A 16,569-nucleotide genomic window follows, 5' to 3' on the forward strand; every position below is an offset into this window, starting at 1 on the left:
AGAGCCTTACACCAGGCTGACCGCTCGCCTGCCTTTACCTGTTCTTGTTCACCGGCTTCCGCTTCTCGATGAACGCCGCCATGCCCTCGGAGCGGTCCTCCAGTGCGAAGGTCGAGTGGAACAGGTTGCGCTCGACGCTCATGCCCTCGGCGAGCGTGGTCTCGAAGGCGCGGTTGACCGCTTCCTTGGCCATCGCGACCGCGGGCCGCGACATCGCGGCGATCTTCTCGGCCGCGGCCATCACCTCGTCCATCAGCTTGTCGGCGGGAACGATGCGGCTGACCAGGCCGCTGCGCTCGGCTTCGGCCGCATCCATCATGCGGCCGGTGAGGCAAAGGTCCATCGCCTTGGACTTGCCGATCGCACGGGTCAGGCGCTGGGTGCCGCCGATGCCGGGGATGGTGCCGAGCGTGATTTCGGGTTGACCAAATTTGGCGGTGTCGGCGGCGATGATGAAGTCGCACATCATCGCGAGCTCGCAGCCGCCGCCGAGCGCATAGCCTGCGACCGCGGCGATCGTCGGCTTGCGGCAGCGCGCGACCCGATCGCCGCCGATCGCGGCAAAATCCTCCGAGAACATGTCGATGAAGCCTTTCGGCTGCATCTCCTTGATGTCGGCGCCGGCAGCAAACGCCTTCTCGCTGCCGGTCACGACGATGCAGCCGATGGCGTTATCGGCTTCGAGATCGTCGACGGCCGCGGCGATCTCGCGGAAGACGCCGAAGGAGAGTGCGTTGAGCAGCTTCGGCCGGTTCAGCTTGATGATGCCGACCGCGCCTTTGCTTTCGACGATGATGTGTTCGAACGTGCTCATGCTCCACCCACGCTTTTGGTTGAGCGGGCAATGTGCCCGCTCGCGCGGTGGGCTTCAAGAGGCCGCAAAGCCATCGGCGCGAGGACGGCCGGAACACGCGGCCAGATGCGCGTTCCGGACCAGGTCCCGCGGGCCGGCGATCAGGCCAAAATCACGCCATGAACATACGCGCGGCGGAGGCCAGCGTCAGCAGCGTGCCGACGCCGATGAAGATTTTTCCGATCAGGGAGCTCTGGTCCCAGGCCGAGCTCTGCTGGCTGCTTGCCATCACCGGCGCCGGACGCGGCTGCGCGTCGATCACCGCCCTCTGCGCCGGCGTGTTGTCCTGTTGCAGGGCGCGGTCGATGTCGTTGAGCTGATCGGGTGCGACGACCTGGCTCTCGGCGTTCGGGGCGGCGGTATTATCGGCCGCGGCCTGGACGTTGTCGTTGGCCCGGCCCGTCATTGCGGAAGCGGCAGCCGCGGTCGGCGTATCGGCGGCGGCGAGTTGCGCGTTGGCGTTGGCGATTTCCGGCGGCATCTGGCTCGAGGTCGGCGCGTCACGATTGTCGGCCTTCGTCTCATCGGCCGTTGCCGCGGCGTCCTTCTTGTCGGCCTTGTCGTCGGATTTTTCTGCCGTCTTGGTGTTGTCGCGGTGACGCGACGTGTGATGCCGCTGCTTGGTCGGCTTGACCGTGTCGGCCTGTTTGCCCGCGCTGTCCGACTTGCTGCTTGCGGCTGAATTCGGCGCCGCCTGTGCAACGCCCCCGAACAGCAAGAAAAGCCCGGCCAGGAGAATCAGGGCCGCGCGCCCGCTGGCTTTCATCATGTTGACGATCTCCCCAAATTCCGCCCGTCCCGGGACTGAACAGAGACCCTGGGGCGTGACCACAGCGGGGCAGAAAATGGGAATCTTCGGGCCACACCGGGCAAAAGCGCGGCAAAACCGCTGCCTTCGCAGCCGGCCGCGGGGTGCGGACTGGACCGATCGGTGTTATGAGCCGTCGCAGATCCTGACGGCCGCATCGGTCGCGTGGCCAAGCAAGATCACGAATTCGTGATCTGGCTGATGCCAGCGTAACAAACTGAAAGAGCGGCCGAATTGCATGGTGAGGGGCGCGCGTGCGCGGACGTGAGGACGAGTGGACCGGCCTGATGCGGTCGGCCATGGCAGGCGATGACGCGGCGTATCATCGCCTGTTGAAGGCGGTCACGCCTGTGCTGCGCGCTGCCGCGAGGCGCGGCCTGGCTCGGGCCGGGCAGCCTCCCGACCAGGCCGAGGATATCGTGCAGGAGATTTTGTTGGCGGTGCATCTGAAGCGGCACACTTGGGACAGCGAAGCCCCCTTCGCCCCGTGGCTGTTTGCGATCGGCCGCAACAAGCTGATCGACATGCTGCGGCGACGGGGCAGGCGGATCTTCGTCAACATCGACGATTTCGCCGAGACCCTGCCGGGCGAGGCGCCGCAGGAGACGGTCTCGGCCGGCGAAGTCGCCAGCCAGCTCAATACGCTGCCGCAGCGCCAGCGCGACGTGTTGCAGTCGATCGCGGTCGACAGCACGTCGATCAAGGACACGGCGGTGAAATATTCGATGAGCGAGGGCGCGGTGCGGGTCGCGCTACATCGCGGACTTGCCGCGCTGACTGCCAAACTGCGGGACCAGTAGTCATGGACACCGATCAACTCATTCGCTCGCTCGCGGCCGACAACGCCCATCGTCCGCCGCGCGTCGGCGCGGTGCTGACCATGGCGCTGCTGGTCGCTGCGCCGCTGTCGATCCTGATCTTCGCCACCTTTCTCGGTGTGCGTCACGACGTGATGAGCGCGATGCACAACCCGTTCTTCGACATGAAGTTCGCGGTCACGCTGTCGCTCGCGATCCCGGCGATCATCGTCAGCCTGCATCTGTCGCGTCCCGAGGCCTTGCTGCGTGGCTGGGGCTGGCTACTGCTGCTGCCGGTCGGGCTGCTCGCGGTGGCGATCGGCAGCGAGGCGATGATGGCGCCGGCCATGCCGATGACGATGCGACTGGTGGGCAAGAATTCCAGGGTATGCCTGTTCGCAATCCCTGCGATGTCGCTGCCGCTGCTTGCTGGGGCCCTGTTCGGCCTGCGTCACGGCGCGCCGTCCCATCCGGCGCTCGCCGGGGCTCTCGCCGGCCTGGTGTCGGCCGGGCTCGCCGCGACGCTGTACGCTTCACACTGCACCGACGACTCGCCGCTGTTCGTCGCGACCTGGTACACGCTCGCCACCGCGTTGGTGGCGGCAATTGGCGCGCTCGTGGGGGCGAGGGTCCTACGCTACTAGCTCGCCGGCTTCACGCCGCCGGCGTCGCGCCCTGCTGCATGCGGTGGAAGCGCAGCACCTGCTGCGCGGTCGAGCTGCGCAGCGCCTCGTAAGCGTCGCGTAGCGTCAGCATGTCGGTCTGCGAGCCGCCTGAGAGCTTCTCGCGCAGGGCAATGATGGCGCGGACGCTCGACCATTGCATGGCCGCGACCTTGGCGAGGATCATCACGCCCTCGATCCGGCTTTCGATCATCATGGTCTCGGCGGTCTCGACTGCGACGCCCGCAAGCGCCGCGAGCCCCGCATTGGTCTCGTCGAACTTGCCCTGCTCCGCGAAGGTGGCGACCTGGAGCTCGGTGAGGCGGCCGTCCTCATGCAGCGACTTCACCAGCGCGCGCGCCCTCTCGGTCTGCCTGGTCATGCTGGCGGCGCGGATTCGCTGGGCCGCTTCCTGGACCACGCTGGACACGTCGTCTGCGAACTCGGGGTGCGCGGCCTCCAGCTTCCTGCGCACGGCCAAGGAGGCCTTTGCGACCAGCTTCAAATAATGATGGCGGGGCAAGTCGGGCCGCAGGCCGATGCAACTGGCGAGGTCGTCGTCACGCTCGGCGCGGGTCACGAGGTCGGCGAGACTTCCCTCCGACAGTTGCGCACCCGGATTGCTGACGGTCGATTGCACCACGTCCTCGTCGCCGCGGGTCACCAGCACGTCGGTCAGCGCTTCCGACAGCACCCGCCGTAGCGAGATCGCCTTGAGATGGGCTTGACCCCTGGTGCGCGCGATCTCGATCAGGATCTCCTCGTCCAGCCGTTCGGATTTCGACAGCACCGGGCCGGAAACCTCAATCACCTCGTCGAGCGCGAGCGTGCGGATGATCTTCGGCGGCGCAGCCGCGATCGGTGCGAGGCGGTCGGCGAGCAGCGCCTTGGCGGACGTCTCGATCTGCTCGATCAGGCATTGGAACACGTCATCGAACACACGAACGTGGTCGTCGGAATAGTCCGAGGCGTTGCCCACGAAGAGATCTGTGACGCGGCGCAGCGTCTCGACCCGGTGCGCGACGGTGCCGTGCGAGAGCGCGGTTTGCAATTCCTCGAGCAGATTCTCGGATGATTTGGCGGATTTAGATCTCATTGCCCTGTCCTGGCGCGTTCGGCCCGGCAGCGGCTTCGGTCGCGCCGGGAGAAAATGGATTGATCAGCTGGTTGCAATGCGGTTGCGCCCCTGTGCCTTGGCGGAATAGAGCGCGCTATCGGCGCGCACGAGAAACGTGTCGGCGGTATCGTTGTCGCGCAGCGTCACGACGCCCGCGGAAATGGTCACGCGCATGCCCGGGGAGAATGCGCTCCAGTCCAGATCGGCGACGATGCCGCGCAGCCGATCGAGCGTGCGCGATGCCGCATCGCCGTCCGTCCCCGGCAGCAGCAGCAAGAATTCCTCGCCGCCGTAGCGGCCGAAGCAGTCGGCCGGGCGGATGTTGGCGAAAATGGTGATTGCGAAGGTGCGCAGCACCTCGTCGCCGACGGGATGGCCATGGGCGTCGTTGATGCGCTTGAACCAGTCGAGATCGATGAGTGCGATCGCGCAAGGGGTCGATGTCTGCCGCGATTTTTCGATCTCGGCGTCGAGAAGCCGCATGATGCAGCGGCGGTTGTAGGAGCCGGTGAGTTCGTCGAGCTCCGCCAGCTCCTCGATGCGCTGATAGGCGGCCTTCAGCTCGATGCTGCGCCGGTACAGGATCTTGCGCAGCGTGGCGCCGAACAGGCCGAGGAAGGCGCACTGGCCAATCACCAGCACGAAGCACAGCATCGAGGCGGCCCGTTGCAGCTGGGTCGTAACCGGCAGTCCGATTGGCAAGTCCGAGGCGAGGAAGACCAAGGCGAGCCCGCAAGTGGCGAGGCCCCAGGTGAGCATCGCCTGGCTCGATGTCATACGAAGCGTGCCGAAGGCGAAGATCAGAAACAGCACGGCAAGGAACGCAACTCCGACTGTCGGCACCGCGAGCAGGAACAGCAGCTGCAGCGACATATGCGCCGAGATCTGGAAGACGGTGAGGTAATGATCCTCGAACCGGTCGCCGAAGCCCGCTTCCGACAGCACGGTGAAGGTTCCGATGGTCAGAAGGCCGCCGAGCCAGAACAGTGACGGAACGCCCATGGAGATGACGCCGTCATAGGCGTAGAGCAGCAGGACGGAGGCGCCGAGCGAGTAGCTCGCCACCTGGCCGACATACATCTGGCGCCGCTGCCGGATCCGGCGCGCCAGGACCTCGGGTGCCGCAGCCGCGGTCGTCAGGGCGAGATCCGCGGCCTCAGCGGCATTCCTCTCGGGAAAGGACGTCGCAGCCGTGCTCATGGTCCCGCCCAATGGTGGATGTCAGCCCAAAAATCTACGTGGCAAGCCTTTAGGTTTGGTATCCTTCGAAACCGAATCCACGCTGTGCAGCGCAGGAGCGGGGACGTCGAGCGGCCGAGGAATTTGCCGGCCGTGAGGCGTCGTGTGCGACGCGGTCGAGCCAAAGCAGGGCTTCGGAAGACATATGTCGTGCTAGGCTGCTAAGGTTCCATGCACGTCGGCTTCTCTATGCTGGACGGCATTGCTCAGGAAAGTGCTTCATTACTATGTTACCGTTCTTGAGCACGGCGCCCAGCCGCGGGTGGCAAAAGGAAATTTCGCGTATGTGGGGTAGATCACACAGCCTCCCGTATGACTGCGGTAGGCTGAACAATTTTACCCCTCCCGTCGAACCGTCTGCCGCATCGACCCGACCAATCTTGCGAGACGGCCTTTGAGCGTGACACAAGCGGCTTCGGACGAGATCCTGATCGCCAGGATCGCTCAAGGCGACCGGCTCGCCATGCAGGTGCTGTACGGGCGGCACCATGTAAGGGTGTATCGGTTCGGCCTTCGGCTCGTGCGGGACGAGCAGGCGGCGGAAGACCTCATCAGTGAGGTATTTCTCGACGTCTGGCGTCAAGCCGGCAAGTTCGAGGGCCGATCCGCCGTTTCCACCTGGCTGCTGGCCATTACCCGATTCAAGGCCCTGTCTGCGCTTCGGCGCAGGAAGGATTTTGAGTTGGACGACGACGCCGCGAACGCGATCGAGGACACGTCCGACAATCCGGAAACGGCGGTGCAGAAGAAGGATACCAGTGAAGCGTTGCGGGAGTGTCTGACGGGCCTCTCGCCGGATCATCGGGAAATCGTCGATCTCGTCTACTACCACGAGAAATCCGTGGAAGAGGTGGCCGAAATCGTTGGCATCCCGGAGAACACTGTGAAGACGCGCTTGTTCTATGCGCGCAAGAAATTGGCCGAACTGCTGAAGGCAGCCGGCATTGAGCGAGGCTGGCCATGATGGCTTTGAGCAAGAAGATGCTGGAGCAAGAGCCCGGTGAAATTGAACTGCTGCTGCCGTGGCACGCCGCCGGCACGCTGAACCCGCGCGATGCGCGCCGCGTCGACGAGGCGCTAGCGCGCGATCCCGAGCTCGCGAAGCAATATGCCGCGATCCGCGGCGAGTATGAAGAGACCATTCATCTGAACGAGAGCCTGGGTGCTCCGTCGGCGCGCGCGATGCAGAAGCTGTTCGCGGCGATCGACGCCGAGCCCGCGCGGGCGGCCGGTTCGCTGCCGCTGTCGGCGCGCATCGCCACCTTCTTTGCGAGCCTGTCGCCGCGCACTCTCGCCTGGTCGGCGAGCCTTGGCGCCATGGCCCTCGTGCTGCAAGCCGGAATCATCGGCGCGGTGTTGACGCAGACCCAGACTGCGACCTTCCAGACTGCTTCGCTTTCGACCAGCGCTCCGATCACACGCGACCTCGGCACGACCGTCCCGCCAGCGCGCGCGCTGGTACGCTTCACGCCCGAGGCGCGCGTCACCGACATCACCGCATTGCTCGACGGCTACCAGGCTTCGATCATCGGTGATGCCAAGGGCGGCATGTTCCGCCTCCAGTTCGACAAGGCGATGAGCCGTGACGAACTCAACTCGCTGCTTGGCAAGATGCAGCGCGAGAAGTTCGTCAACCTCGCCGTCGCGGCGCCGTAAGGCGCTTCCAAGCTGATGACGCGCAAGTCCGAAAGTGGAGTAAGAGCCGGGGTCTGCGCTTCGTCGGTCGCAGCCGCGCTTTTGCTCGCCGCCTGTCTCGGCGTCGAGGTTGCGCAGGCGCAGGCGATCATGCGCACGCCGACGATCAGCGTCCCCTCCCGAATGCCGACCATTTCTCCTGGCATCGCCGCACGCGTCAGTCCGGGCGTTGCAGCCAGAGCGGTGGCCGTCGGCCGCGGTCCCGGTCCGATCGTGACGACGAGGATTTCGGCGCGGATGGGGCCGACGCCGGTGCTGCCTTATGCGCGCTACTCCCCGAACCTCTATCCCGCCTGTACCGCGCCCGATCGCGACGCCGCCGGCGAATGCCTGGCGCAGCAGAACGCAGGCGGCGATGGCTCGGGCAAATCGGGCAAGAAGACCGCCGGAAAGCGGCGCGGCAACAACGCGCCCGTCGCCGCGGATTTGCGTACCTTCGCCGACGAATTCGTCGCCGAGATCGATGGCGGGCTGTCGTCGACCGAGGCCGACGAGCTTGCGCGTCGCCATGGCCTGACGCGCGTGTCCTCCGAGAATTTTCCGCTGATCGGGGCGACGTTCGGACTGTTCCGCATCACCGACGGCCGGCCCTCCGCGACGGTGCGGCGTGAATTCGCGGCCGACGGCAGCGTGCGTTCGGTCCAGCCGAACTTCCGCTACCTGCTTCAGGACCAGAAATCGTCGGTGCCGACCGAGGGAGATCCCGCGCAATATGCGCTGGCCAAGCTCCGCCTGCCGCAGGCACATACTCTCGCGCATGGCGCCAATGTGACGGTTGCTGTGATCGACTCCGGCATCGACGCCCGACATCCGGAACTTGCCAATTCCATTGCCGATAATTTCGATGCGCTCGGTAGCGCCGAAGGCCCGCACATTCATGGCACCGGCATTGCAGGCGCCATCGTGGCGCATGCCAAGCTGATGGGCAGCGCGCCCGAGGCGCGCATCATCGCCATCCGCGCCTTCGGCGGCACCACCGGCGGGGCCGAGAGCTCGTCCTACATCATCCTGCGCTCTCTGAACTATGCCGCCGAGCACGGCGCGCAGATCGTCAACATGAGCTTTGCCGGTCCCAAAGACGCGGTGATCGAGCGGGCCATCGCGGCGACCGCCGCGCGTGGCCTGGTGCTGATCGCAGCCGCCGGCAATGCCGGCGCGAAGTCGCCGCCGCTCTATCCGGCCGCCAATCCCAACGTGATCGCGGTCAGCGCAACCGACCAGCAGGACAGGCTGTTCACCGCCTCCAACCGTGGCAACTACATCGCGGTCGCGGCTCCCGGCGTCGATATCTTCCTGCCAGCGCCTGACGGCAAATACCAGATGACGTCGGGCACCTCGTTCTCGGCCGCGTATGTCTCCGGCGTCGCAGCGCTGCTGCTCGAGCGCAACTCCGCCTTGAAGCCGGAAGCGCTGCGCACGACGCTGGCGAAGACGGCGCGTGACCTCGGTTCACCCGGGCGTGATGATCTGTTCGGCGATGGCGGGGCCGACGCGTTTGCCGCGGTCATGGCCGTTCCCGCCGCCGGCGCGACGCCGGTCGCGGCCGCATCCGGTACAACAAAACGTGAAGATATCGAGAAGCGTCGCGACGAGCCTGGCATCCGCGCATTAGAGCAACCCTCGTTGTCGAGCACCGAGGATAAAGCCACGGTTTCTCAGGCGGATAGGCCGGCGACGCGATAGCGGCTGCGACAACTTTGCGCGCGGCGCGAAGGTTGAAAAATCAAACGCCGCATTGAACGTTCGGCCCGCTGCCACGACCAAATTATGTGGGAGCGGTTATCCCTCCCCATAAGTCATATCAGGCGCGAGCGCCCATCCACCCCAAGCGCCCATATGGCTCGACCCGTCCGGTTGTCCCCCCGGACGGGTCTTTTCTTTTTGGGCGTCCAATCCCTCGAAGCCTGCGCGAGATCAGCTTCCGGTTGAGAGATCGTGGCTCACTCATCGCCACTGCTCCGCCGGCACGCCGCAAGCGCGCTATGCTTGTGCGAAGCTTGACTCCAAAACCGCTTGAATCTCCGCACGACTACGGAGTTTGGCGACGAAAACATCGTCGTTGCTGGACAAGTCAAAACTTTTCCACAAAATATTCACGTCGCGTCTAAATTGATTCGTGTGCGTTGCGTCGCGTCCGTATTTTCTCCTGACGGGCTGATTTATGACACATCGCCAAGAGGCTATTCGCGACGTGGCTATTGGCCGCGACATTGCGGCACGCTGGTGCGCTCTCGCCGAGCAGCGGCTGGTGCATCTCTCCGAGATGTTCGAGACCGGGCGCTGGCGCCGCTATCACTCCGAGATCGCATTTCTCGAAAACATCCAGGAAGCGAAGCTCGCCGTCCAGACCTGGCGCGCCCTTGCCACCGGCGCTGACGTCGCCACGGCGGCCGCGAGCGTGTCGCCCGCATTCGGCTGGTCGCCGGCGACCATGCCCCGCATGTTTCCGCGCGAGCAGCAGGCGCAGACAGTGCAACCGAAGGCCGTGCACATCGTCCCGGAGACCGCCGTGCCGGTCAGGCTCGATCCCAAGCCGGGCGTTCTCGCCGACATCTCCGAAGCCCCGGCCGCGCGGGTCGCCGCGCCTGCCCCGATGGCACCGCTCCAAGTGCCGGCTGCCATGGCGCCGCCCACCGCGCCCGTCGCGATGACGGGGCCCAAGGTGCCGGCCGCGACGGCAGCGCCCAAGGCGCTGGCTGCGATGGCGGCGCTTCTGCCGCAGTTCTCTCCGCCGGCAGCCGAAATTGTCGCAGCCCCCGAGCGCCTGGTTGAGTTCACCTTCAGCCTCGACGGGCTCGAAGCGAAGTATCCACTGCTGCGGAACGCGTTCTAGCGTTCGGGAGGAGGCGAGCAGCGGCAGCTATCGCCGCACCGCATTCCCGCCGACCACCAATTGCGCAAACCGCTGGGCGCCGTCCACCGACAGATCGGACGTCACGGCGCGCGCATGATCGAGCCCGACCACGGCGCCGCGCGGGGTTTCCGAGATCATGTTGTTGTTGACGAGCGCGGTGCCGGCGCCGGGCACGACGGACACCCCGACGCCGGCCAGTGCCTTGCGGACCACGTTGCCCGTGATCGCGACGTCGCGGAGATATTCGCCCCAGCCGGCGACGATGCCGTAGGACGGCGCGTTCTCGATCACGTTGCCGGTGACAGATGAATCCGCCTCGATGTAGATGCCGATGCCGGCATCGTCATCCGGCGCGGTGCCGATCGGCCGCTTCGGGATCAGATTGCGGATGATGTTGCCCTGGACCACGGCGATGCGGCCGCCTTCGTTGAAATTGCAGACGGAGACGCCGACCGCGGCGCCGTCCACAATGTTGTTGGCGATCACCGCGGCCTCGAAAGCGAATTCCGAATAGAGCGCGACCTCGCGCACATCGCTGACGCTGTTGCCGGTGATGTGGATGTTCGAGGCCGAGTTGCCGCGCACGGCGGAGTAATCGCAGTTCTTGATGCGATTGCCGCGCACGATGACGTTGCCGGCGCGGAACGTGTTGATGGCGTTGCCGTACTGGCCGGAGCCGCCGGGGCCGGCCTTGATGTCCTCGATGCGGTTATCGGTGACCAGCGTGCCGTCATCGCCGATGGCCGTGCGCAGGATCTCGATGCCGTTGTCGTTGGTGCCGGTGATGGTGTTGTGGGAGACGCTGAGACCCCTGGCGTCGAACGACACCACTGCCGTCACCGCGATGTTGGTAAAGATGTTGCCCGAGATGTCGCCGGAGACCTGCTCGAGCCAGATGCCGCTGCCGCCGGAGCCGGTGATCGCGCAATCGGTGATGCGGACGTCGCGTCCGCCGAGGATCTGGATCAGCCCGCGCCGCGTCGGCAGCGGAATGCCGCCGCCGTCAAAGGTGATGCCGGAAAGGCCGATTGCATCGGAGCCGTCGCTCTGGATCGCCGAGGCCCCGCCGGTGAAGACGAATTTTGTCGCGCCGCGCACGCCGATCAGTTGCGCGCCGTTTGGCAAGCGTAGCAACCCACTGCGGTAGATGCCGGGTGGCAGCGCTAGCGGCATCTGCGCCCGCGCAGCCTCGTCGATCGCCCGCTGGAGCGCGCGGGTCTGATCCTCGCTGCTGCCGGGCCGCACGCCATATTGCGTGGCATCGCGGCCGAGCAGCGACGTCAGCGGCGCCGCACGCGCGGCGTCGGCTGGTATCGCGAGCGCGCCGGCGAGGCCTGCGGTCGATGCTCCAATGAGATGGCGGCGATTGAGGTCCATGACGCGTCCTCCGGCGGACGCGGGGGTCCGCAGCGGTTAGGTAGCGCAAAAACGGGACCGCGCGGCTGGGGCCGTGAGGATTGTTCGCGGTAGGGTTAAATGTTTACACAGTCGTGTTCCGAGCCTTCCGTGCCAACTGTACCATCTCCATCAGCATCGCTTCCCCGGCGTCCACCAGTTCCTCCAGCGTGATCCGCGGCGCGCCCTTGCGGCGCACGGCGCCACTGCGCGCGAGCAGGGGAATATGGATAAATGCGGCGAGCTTTGGCCCGCCGCCCCTGACGTTTTCGATCGCGCGCCAGCTCAGGTAATTGCAGAGATAGGCGCCGGCGTCGCGCGAGGGCCGCGCGTCGATGCCGGTGAGGCGGGCGGCGCGCAGCAGCCTTGCGGTGTGCGGGCCGAAAATCAGCGCGTCCGCATTACCGGCGATGCCGCGCTTGCTCGAGCGGGTGTTGGCGGCATCGGGCCAGAGCATGGTGACGGCGTTGCGCGCGCGGCTCTCGATGCGCAGATAGGGCGTGCGTGCGGCGAGGCCGAACATCAGCAGCGCGTCGGGCTTCTCTTTCGCGAGCACCTCCGGCAATTGCCGGTCCACCGCGGCATAGGTGACTGGGAAGATGTGGCTGGAGATCGCGGCATCGTCGAGTGCGGGACGGCGCAATTGCACCAGCCGGGCGACCAGCGGCTGGGTCGGATTGTAGGGCGCGCCGGGGAACGGGCCGAAGGCGGTGAGGAGAACGCGGAGCTTGTCGCTCATTGCAGCAACTCCAGGATCTTTTCGGCGGCGAGCGCCGGCGTGAGATGGCCGTCGGCCACCTCGGTCTCGATCTTCCGGACCTTGGTTCGCACCGACGCCTCGCTGCGCAACCGCGCCAGCATGCGTTGCTCCAGCATCGACCACATCCATTTCACCTGCTGCTCGCGCCGCCGTGCGGCGAAGTCGCCGGAGGCATTCATCGCCTTGCGGTGATCGAGGACTTTCTGCCAGATCTTCGCAATGCCGTCGCCAGTCAGCGCCGAATAGGTCTCGACCGGCGGATGCCAATGCTCGGAGCGTGGCGTCAGGATATGCAGCGCGCCGCGATAATCGGCGGCGGTGATGTTGGCGCGCTTGAGATTGTCGCCGTCGGCCTTGTTGATCGCGATCATGTCGGCGAGTTCGACCAGGCCCTTCTTGATGCCCTGCAATTCGTCGCCGCCGCCTGGCAGCATCAAGGCCAGGAAGAAATCGGTCATGTCGCAGACCGCGGTCTCGGACTGGCCGATGCCGACGGTCTCGACCAGCACGACGTCGAAGCCGGCCGCCTCGCACAGCAGCATCGCCTCGCGTGTCTTGGCCGCGACGCCGCCGAGCGTGCCCGAGGACGGCGAGGGTCGGATGAAGGCATCGTCGGAAGCCGAGAGCCGGGCCATCCGCGTCTTGTCGCCGAGGATCGAGCCGCCGCTGCGGGCTGAGGACGGATCGACTGCGAGCACCGCGATCTTGTGACCCTGTTCGATCAGATGGATGCCGAGCGCGTCGATGGTGGTGGATTTGCCGACGCCGGGCGAGCCGGTGATGCCGACGCGGAGCGCTCTGCCGGTGTCAGGCAAGAGCATCTGCACCAGCTCGCGCGCCAGCGCCTGATGGTCGCTGCGCCGGCTCTCGACCAGCGTGATGGCCCGCGCCAGCGCCGCGCGGCTGCCGGCGCGAAGGTCATGGGCGAGGGATTTGATGTCCAGTGAAGGCTTTTTCTCAACCATGCCCTGCTTTACAACGCCCGCGTGGGGCAGGCGAGGGCCGCCCGCCCGATATCACCGGGATGTCGCCGCCACTCCGGTCCGCACCGGTTTCAGCTTTCGCCACGCCCAGACCATCACCGGCCACAGCAGCGCCCCGATCGCCATGGCGGCGAGGATCGCGGCCACGGGGCGCTCGAAAAACGGCAAAATGCTGCCGTCCGACTTGATCAGCGAAGTGACAAAGGCCTGCTCGACCATGGTGCCCATGACGATGCCGAGCACCATCGCGGCGACGGGATAACCGTTGGCTTCCATGACATAGCCGATCACGCCGAAGGCGGCGACGGTGACGACGCCGAACATGTTGTTGCCGATAGCGAACGAGCCGACTGCGCAGCACAGCATGATGATGGGCATGATGGCGGAGCGCGGTGCCAGCAGGATGTAGGCGGCAACCCGGATCATGGCGATTCCGAGCGGGATCATCAAAATGTTCGCGATGATGAACATCAGATAGATCGCGTACATGCTCGACGCTTTCTCGGTGAACAGCGTCGGTCCGGGGTTGAGCCCCTTCATGTAGAGCACGCCGATCGCGATCGCAGCGATGGTGTCGCCGGGAATGCCGAACAGTAATGATGGCACCCAGCCCGAGGCGATGCTGGCATTGTTGCTGGCGCCGGCCTCGACCAGGCCCTCGACATGGCCGGTACCGAATTTCTCCGGTTCCTTGGAGAAGCGCTTCGACATCGCATAGGACACCCAGGCGGCCATGTCGGCGCCGGCTCCGGGCAGCACGCCGATGATGATGCCGACGATGTTCCCGCGCGTCATCTGCCAATGGTATTTCTTGGTCAGCTTCCACTGACCGGCCATGATGCTTCCGAATTTGCGCCGCGGCAGCGGCGGCGGCTCGGGCGTCAGCATCGCGCGCATCACCTGGGCGACCGCGAACACGCCGACCAGCGCGGGGATCGGCTCGATGCCGCCGAACAGATCGGTGAGGCCGAAGGTGAAGCGCGGCACGCCGCCGGGATTTTCGATGCCGACGCAGGAGACCAGCAGACCGAGGAACATGCCGGCGATCGCCTTCACCGGCGAGGAGCGCGCCACCAGCGTCGCGCACATCAGGCCGAGCAGCGCCAGCCAGAAATACTCGAAGGTCGAGAACGAGAGCGCGATCTCGGCTAGCGGCGGCGCCAGAATCATCAGCGACAGCACGCCGGCGATGCCGCCCACGGCCGAGAACCACACGCCGGCCCCGAGCGCCAACTCGGCCTGTCCCTTCCGGGTCATGGCGTAAGCCTCGTCGGCATAGGCGGCGGAGGCGGGCGTGCCGGGGATGCGCAGCAGCGCACCGGGGATGTCGCCGGAGAAGATCGCCATCGAGGAGGCCGCCACGATGGTCGCAATCGCCGCGATCGGCGAGAGATAGAAGGTGACGGGGACGAGCAGGGCGGTTGCCATCGTCGCCGACAGGCCCGGCAGCGAGCCGATCACGAGCCCGTACACCGAGGCTGCGAACATCGCGATGATGACCTCCCAGGTGGAGATCAGTGCGAACGCTTCAATCAGGGTTTTCAGCATGGGGTCACCAGGGTGTCGGCAACAGGCCGGCGGGAAGCGGCACGCGCAGCAGCTTGCCGAAGATGAGGTGGATGGCGAACGGCGCCAGCGCTGCGAGCGGCAGCGCCAGCTTCCACTTTGCCCCCAACGCGGTCGAGGTGACGTAGACCATGATCGCCGCGGTGATGATGAAGCCGAGCCGGTCGGCCGCGACCACGTAGAACAGCAACAGCGCCGGCGGCAGCAGCGCGCGCAGGCCGTACAACTTTCCCTGAGGCGGCGGGGCAGCCGCTGCCTGGCCATCCTCGAGCGGGATCAGCTCTTCCGCCTCTTCGAAGGTGTGACCGATCCCGAACACGATCGCGAGCCCGCACAGCGCAAGCCCAATGCCGATCACGAGCGGAAATACGTTGGGGCCGACCGGCTGCCCGGGTACCGGCGGCAGCAGCCAGCCGCCATAGGCGGCTGCGGTGCCGAGCACGACGAGAAACGATCCCGTGACGGAGTCGGGAAGGCGCATGGGAGGATCCTATGAGATTTCTTATCCCTCACCCCGTTCTTACGGAGAGAGGGTGGAGTCCGGGGCTGCGTCCGCGTTGGCGGTGAAAGCTGGACTTGGAGAGACTCCCCCTCACCCGAATTTGGGCTGCGCTCAAATTCGACCTCTCCCCGCAAGCGGGGAGAGGTGACAAGATCACGCCTTGCTCAGACCCGCCGCCTTCATCGCTTCGCCCATCTGGGCGTCGCCCTTGTCCATGAAGCTTGCGAACTGGCCGGCATCGCCCCACACGGTGCCGAAGCCGCGATTGCTCATGAAGTCCTTGAACTCGGCGGAGTCGTAGACCTTCTGCAGCGCCGCGGTGAGCTTCGTTGCGATCTCCGGCGGCAGGTTCTTCGGCCCGGCGATGCCGCGCCAGGCGCCGGTCGCGTAGTCGATGCCCATCGCCTCCTTCAGCGTCGGCACGTCCTTGAAGATGGGATTGCGCGCCGGCGCCATGATAGCAAGGCTCCTGGCCTTGCCGGCCTCGATGATGGCGCGGGCTTCCGGCACCGAGCAGGTGGTGAGGTCGAGGCCGCCGGCGGCGAGGTCCTGCATCGCGGGTGCGGCGCCGTTGGACGGCACCCAGGCGACCTGGTTGGCAGGCAGGCCCATCGCCTGCATCCAGCCGACCAGCGCCAGATGCCAGATGCCGCCCTGGCCGGTGCCGGAGGCCTTGAACTTGCCGGGAGGGGCCGCCTTGATGGCTTCCGCGAGCTCCTTCACCGTCTTGTAGGGCGAGGAGGAGGAGACCTGGATGCCCGGGGGGTCTTCGTTCATCAGCGCCAGCGGGGTGTAGCTCTTCGGCGCCAGCTCGGTCAGCCCTTGCCAGTGCATCATCGAGATTTCGACGGTGAGCATGCCGATGGTGTAGCCATCAGGTTGCGCGGTCGCGATCGCGGTATGGCCGACGACGCCGGAGCCGCCGGTGCGATTGACCACGTTGAAGGGCTGGCCGAGATCCTTCTCCAGAAGCGCTGCGACAATGCGCGCGGTCGCGTCAGTGCCGCCGCCCGCGCCCCAGGGAACGATCACGGTGACGGGCCGCGCTGGATAGGCTTGCGCGCGTACGGGTGTGAGACCGAATGCGGCGGATGCCGCGACTGCGGCAGATGAAGCCGCAAAGCTGCGGCGCGTAATCTTGGACATCAATGCCTCCCAGCGGCGCCCACGACGTCGGGCGCTCTTGTCTATGGCGACATTCTAGTCGGCTTTGCAGCGCGGCTGCAAGGTAGCGCTACCAGCGCTCTGCGGGCAACGCGGCCCTCATGCGTGGAATAGTGGAAGGCGAGGCCGGGAGTCTTGCCCGCCTCGGTTGAGGACGCAAACGTCACCGCGCGC

General features: G+C 66.0%; 16 protein-coding genes. 6 read left to right on the plus strand and 10 right to left on the minus strand.

The annotated features are described in order from the left end of the window. Positions 1-34: 34 nt before the first annotated feature. Positions 35-814 (minus strand): enoyl-CoA hydratase, encoded by a 780-nt coding sequence (locus AC0L3B_RS01735; protein WP_018456894.1) that lies wholly within the window; start codon positions 812-814, stop codon positions 35-37. A 151-nt stretch (positions 815-965) separates the two neighbouring features. Then, positions 966-1,622, minus strand: a complete 657-nt coding sequence (locus tag AC0L3B_RS01740; protein WP_018456893.1) for a hypothetical protein — start codon at positions 1,620-1,622, stop codon at positions 966-968. A 293-nt stretch (positions 1,623-1,915) separates the two neighbouring features. Here AC0L3B_RS01740 and AC0L3B_RS01745 point away from each other — a divergent pair, with 293 nt between their 5' ends. Further along, positions 1,916-2,461, plus strand: a complete 546-nt coding sequence (locus tag AC0L3B_RS01745) for a sigma-70 family RNA polymerase sigma factor (protein WP_085352255.1) — start codon at positions 1,916-1,918, stop codon at positions 2,459-2,461. A 2-nt stretch (positions 2,462-2,463) separates the two neighbouring features. Further along, a complete protein-coding gene (locus tag AC0L3B_RS01750) occupies positions 2,464-3,102 on the plus strand; it encodes an NrsF family protein (RefSeq protein ID WP_018456891.1) in 639 nt (212 codons plus the stop codon). 10 nt (positions 3,103-3,112) lie between these two features. On the opposite strand, the gene AC0L3B_RS01755 is transcribed toward AC0L3B_RS01750, so the two are convergent. After that, positions 3,113-4,216 carry a DUF2336 domain-containing protein gene (locus AC0L3B_RS01755; RefSeq protein ID WP_026233261.1) on the minus strand — a complete coding sequence of 368 codons (1,104 nt, stop codon included), beginning with the start codon at positions 4,214-4,216 and terminating at the stop codon, positions 3,113-3,115. A gap of 63 nt (positions 4,217-4,279) precedes the next feature. Next, positions 4,280-5,437 carry a GGDEF domain-containing protein gene (locus AC0L3B_RS01760; protein WP_018456889.1) on the minus strand — a complete coding sequence of 386 codons (1,158 nt, stop codon included), beginning with the start codon at positions 5,435-5,437 and terminating at the stop codon, positions 4,280-4,282. A gap of 433 nt (positions 5,438-5,870) precedes the next feature. Here AC0L3B_RS01760 and AC0L3B_RS01765 point away from each other — a divergent pair, with 433 nt between their 5' ends. From AC0L3B_RS01765 to AC0L3B_RS01780, 4 genes are all read left to right on the plus strand, one after another. Then, complete coding sequence (locus AC0L3B_RS01765) at positions 5,871-6,440, plus strand: sigma-70 family RNA polymerase sigma factor (protein ID WP_007593582.1); 570 nt, start codon at positions 5,871-5,873, stop codon at positions 6,438-6,440. Further along, positions 6,437-7,132, plus strand: coding sequence for a hypothetical protein (locus tag AC0L3B_RS01770; RefSeq protein WP_473379946.1), 696 nt, complete (start codon positions 6,437-6,439; stop codon positions 7,130-7,132). Before AC0L3B_RS01765 ends, AC0L3B_RS01770 begins: the two co-directional genes overlap by 4 nt. A 15-nt stretch (positions 7,133-7,147) precedes the next feature. Beyond that, positions 7,148-8,854, plus strand: a complete 1,707-nt coding sequence (locus AC0L3B_RS01775; protein WP_026233259.1) for a S8 family serine peptidase — start codon at positions 7,148-7,150, stop codon at positions 8,852-8,854. A gap of 508 nt (positions 8,855-9,362) precedes the next feature. After that, positions 9,363-10,004, plus strand: a complete 642-nt coding sequence (locus AC0L3B_RS01780) for a TIGR03809 family protein (RefSeq protein ID WP_018456886.1) — start codon at positions 9,363-9,365, stop codon at positions 10,002-10,004. 27 nt (positions 10,005-10,031) lie between these two features. Here the strand turns inward: AC0L3B_RS01780 and AC0L3B_RS01785 are convergent, their stop codons facing one another. From AC0L3B_RS01785 to AC0L3B_RS01810, 6 genes are all read right to left on the minus strand, one after another. Then, positions 10,032-11,402, minus strand: coding sequence for a TIGR03808 family TAT-translocated repetitive protein (locus AC0L3B_RS01785; protein ID WP_473379947.1), 1,371 nt, complete (start codon positions 11,400-11,402; stop codon positions 10,032-10,034). 103 nt (positions 11,403-11,505) lie between these two features. Then, entirely contained in the window at positions 11,506-12,159 is a 654-nt protein-coding gene (locus AC0L3B_RS01790; protein WP_018456884.1) for a pyroglutamyl-peptidase I, read from the minus strand. Next, complete coding sequence (gene meaB / locus AC0L3B_RS01795) at positions 12,156-13,145, minus strand: methylmalonyl Co-A mutase-associated GTPase MeaB (RefSeq protein ID WP_018456883.1); 990 nt, start codon at positions 13,143-13,145, stop codon at positions 12,156-12,158. The genes AC0L3B_RS01790 and meaB overlap by 4 nt, the downstream gene beginning before the upstream one ends. 51 nt (positions 13,146-13,196) lie before the next feature. Beyond that, on the minus strand, positions 13,197-14,711 hold the full coding sequence (locus AC0L3B_RS01800) for a tripartite tricarboxylate transporter permease (protein WP_018456882.1): 1,515 nt from the start codon (positions 14,709-14,711) through the stop codon (positions 13,197-13,199). 4 nt (positions 14,712-14,715) lie between these two features. Further along, on the minus strand, positions 14,716-15,210 hold the full coding sequence (locus tag AC0L3B_RS01805; RefSeq protein ID WP_007608177.1) for a tripartite tricarboxylate transporter TctB family protein: 495 nt from the start codon (positions 15,208-15,210) through the stop codon (positions 14,716-14,718). A gap of 174 nt (positions 15,211-15,384) precedes the next feature. Continuing rightward, complete coding sequence (locus AC0L3B_RS01810) at positions 15,385-16,377, minus strand: tripartite tricarboxylate transporter substrate binding protein (protein WP_018456881.1); 993 nt, start codon at positions 16,375-16,377, stop codon at positions 15,385-15,387. Between the last annotated feature and the right edge of the window lie 192 nt (positions 16,378-16,569).

The organism is Bradyrhizobium sp. Kon56 (genome assembly GCF_055807635.1).

What these genes read in the sequence shown, in the direction of transcription:
- AC0L3B_RS01735 (WP_018456894.1), bottom strand. Translation starts at nt 814, where the DNA reads ATGAGCACGTTCGAACACATCATCGTCGAAAGCAAAGGCGCGGTCGGC.
- AC0L3B_RS01740 (WP_018456893.1), bottom strand. Translation starts at nt 1,622, where the DNA reads ATGATGAAAGCCAGCGGGCGCGCGGCCCTGATTCTCCTGGCCGGGCTT.
- AC0L3B_RS01750 (WP_018456891.1), top strand. Translation starts at nt 2,464, where the DNA reads ATGGACACCGATCAACTCATTCGCTCGCTCGCGGCCGACAACGCCCAT.
- AC0L3B_RS01755 (WP_026233261.1), bottom strand. Translation starts at nt 4,216, where the DNA reads ATGAGATCTAAATCCGCCAAATCATCCGAGAATCTGCTCGAGGAATTG.
- AC0L3B_RS01760 (WP_018456889.1), bottom strand. Translation starts at nt 5,437, where the DNA reads ATGAGCACGGCTGCGACGTCCTTTCCCGAGAGGAATGCCGCTGAGGCC.
- AC0L3B_RS01770 (WP_473379946.1), top strand. Translation starts at nt 6,437, where the DNA reads ATGATGGCTTTGAGCAAGAAGATGCTGGAGCAAGAGCCCGGTGAAATT.
- AC0L3B_RS01775 (WP_026233259.1), top strand. Translation starts at nt 7,148, where the DNA reads ATGACGCGCAAGTCCGAAAGTGGAGTAAGAGCCGGGGTCTGCGCTTCG.
- AC0L3B_RS01785 (WP_473379947.1), bottom strand. Translation starts at nt 11,402, where the DNA reads ATGGACCTCAATCGCCGCCATCTCATTGGAGCATCGACCGCAGGCCTC.
- AC0L3B_RS01790 (WP_018456884.1), bottom strand. Translation starts at nt 12,159, where the DNA reads ATGAGCGACAAGCTCCGCGTTCTCCTCACCGCCTTCGGCCCGTTCCCC.
- meaB (WP_018456883.1), bottom strand. Translation starts at nt 13,145, where the DNA reads ATGGTTGAGAAAAAGCCTTCACTGGACATCAAATCCCTCGCCCATGAC.
- AC0L3B_RS01800 (WP_018456882.1), bottom strand. Translation starts at nt 14,711, where the DNA reads ATGCTGAAAACCCTGATTGAAGCGTTCGCACTGATCTCCACCTGGGAG.
- AC0L3B_RS01805 (WP_007608177.1), bottom strand. Translation starts at nt 15,210, where the DNA reads ATGCGCCTTCCCGACTCCGTCACGGGATCGTTTCTCGTCGTGCTCGGC.
- AC0L3B_RS01810 (WP_018456881.1), bottom strand. Translation starts at nt 16,377, where the DNA reads ATGTCCAAGATTACGCGCCGCAGCTTTGCGGCTTCATCTGCCGCAGTC.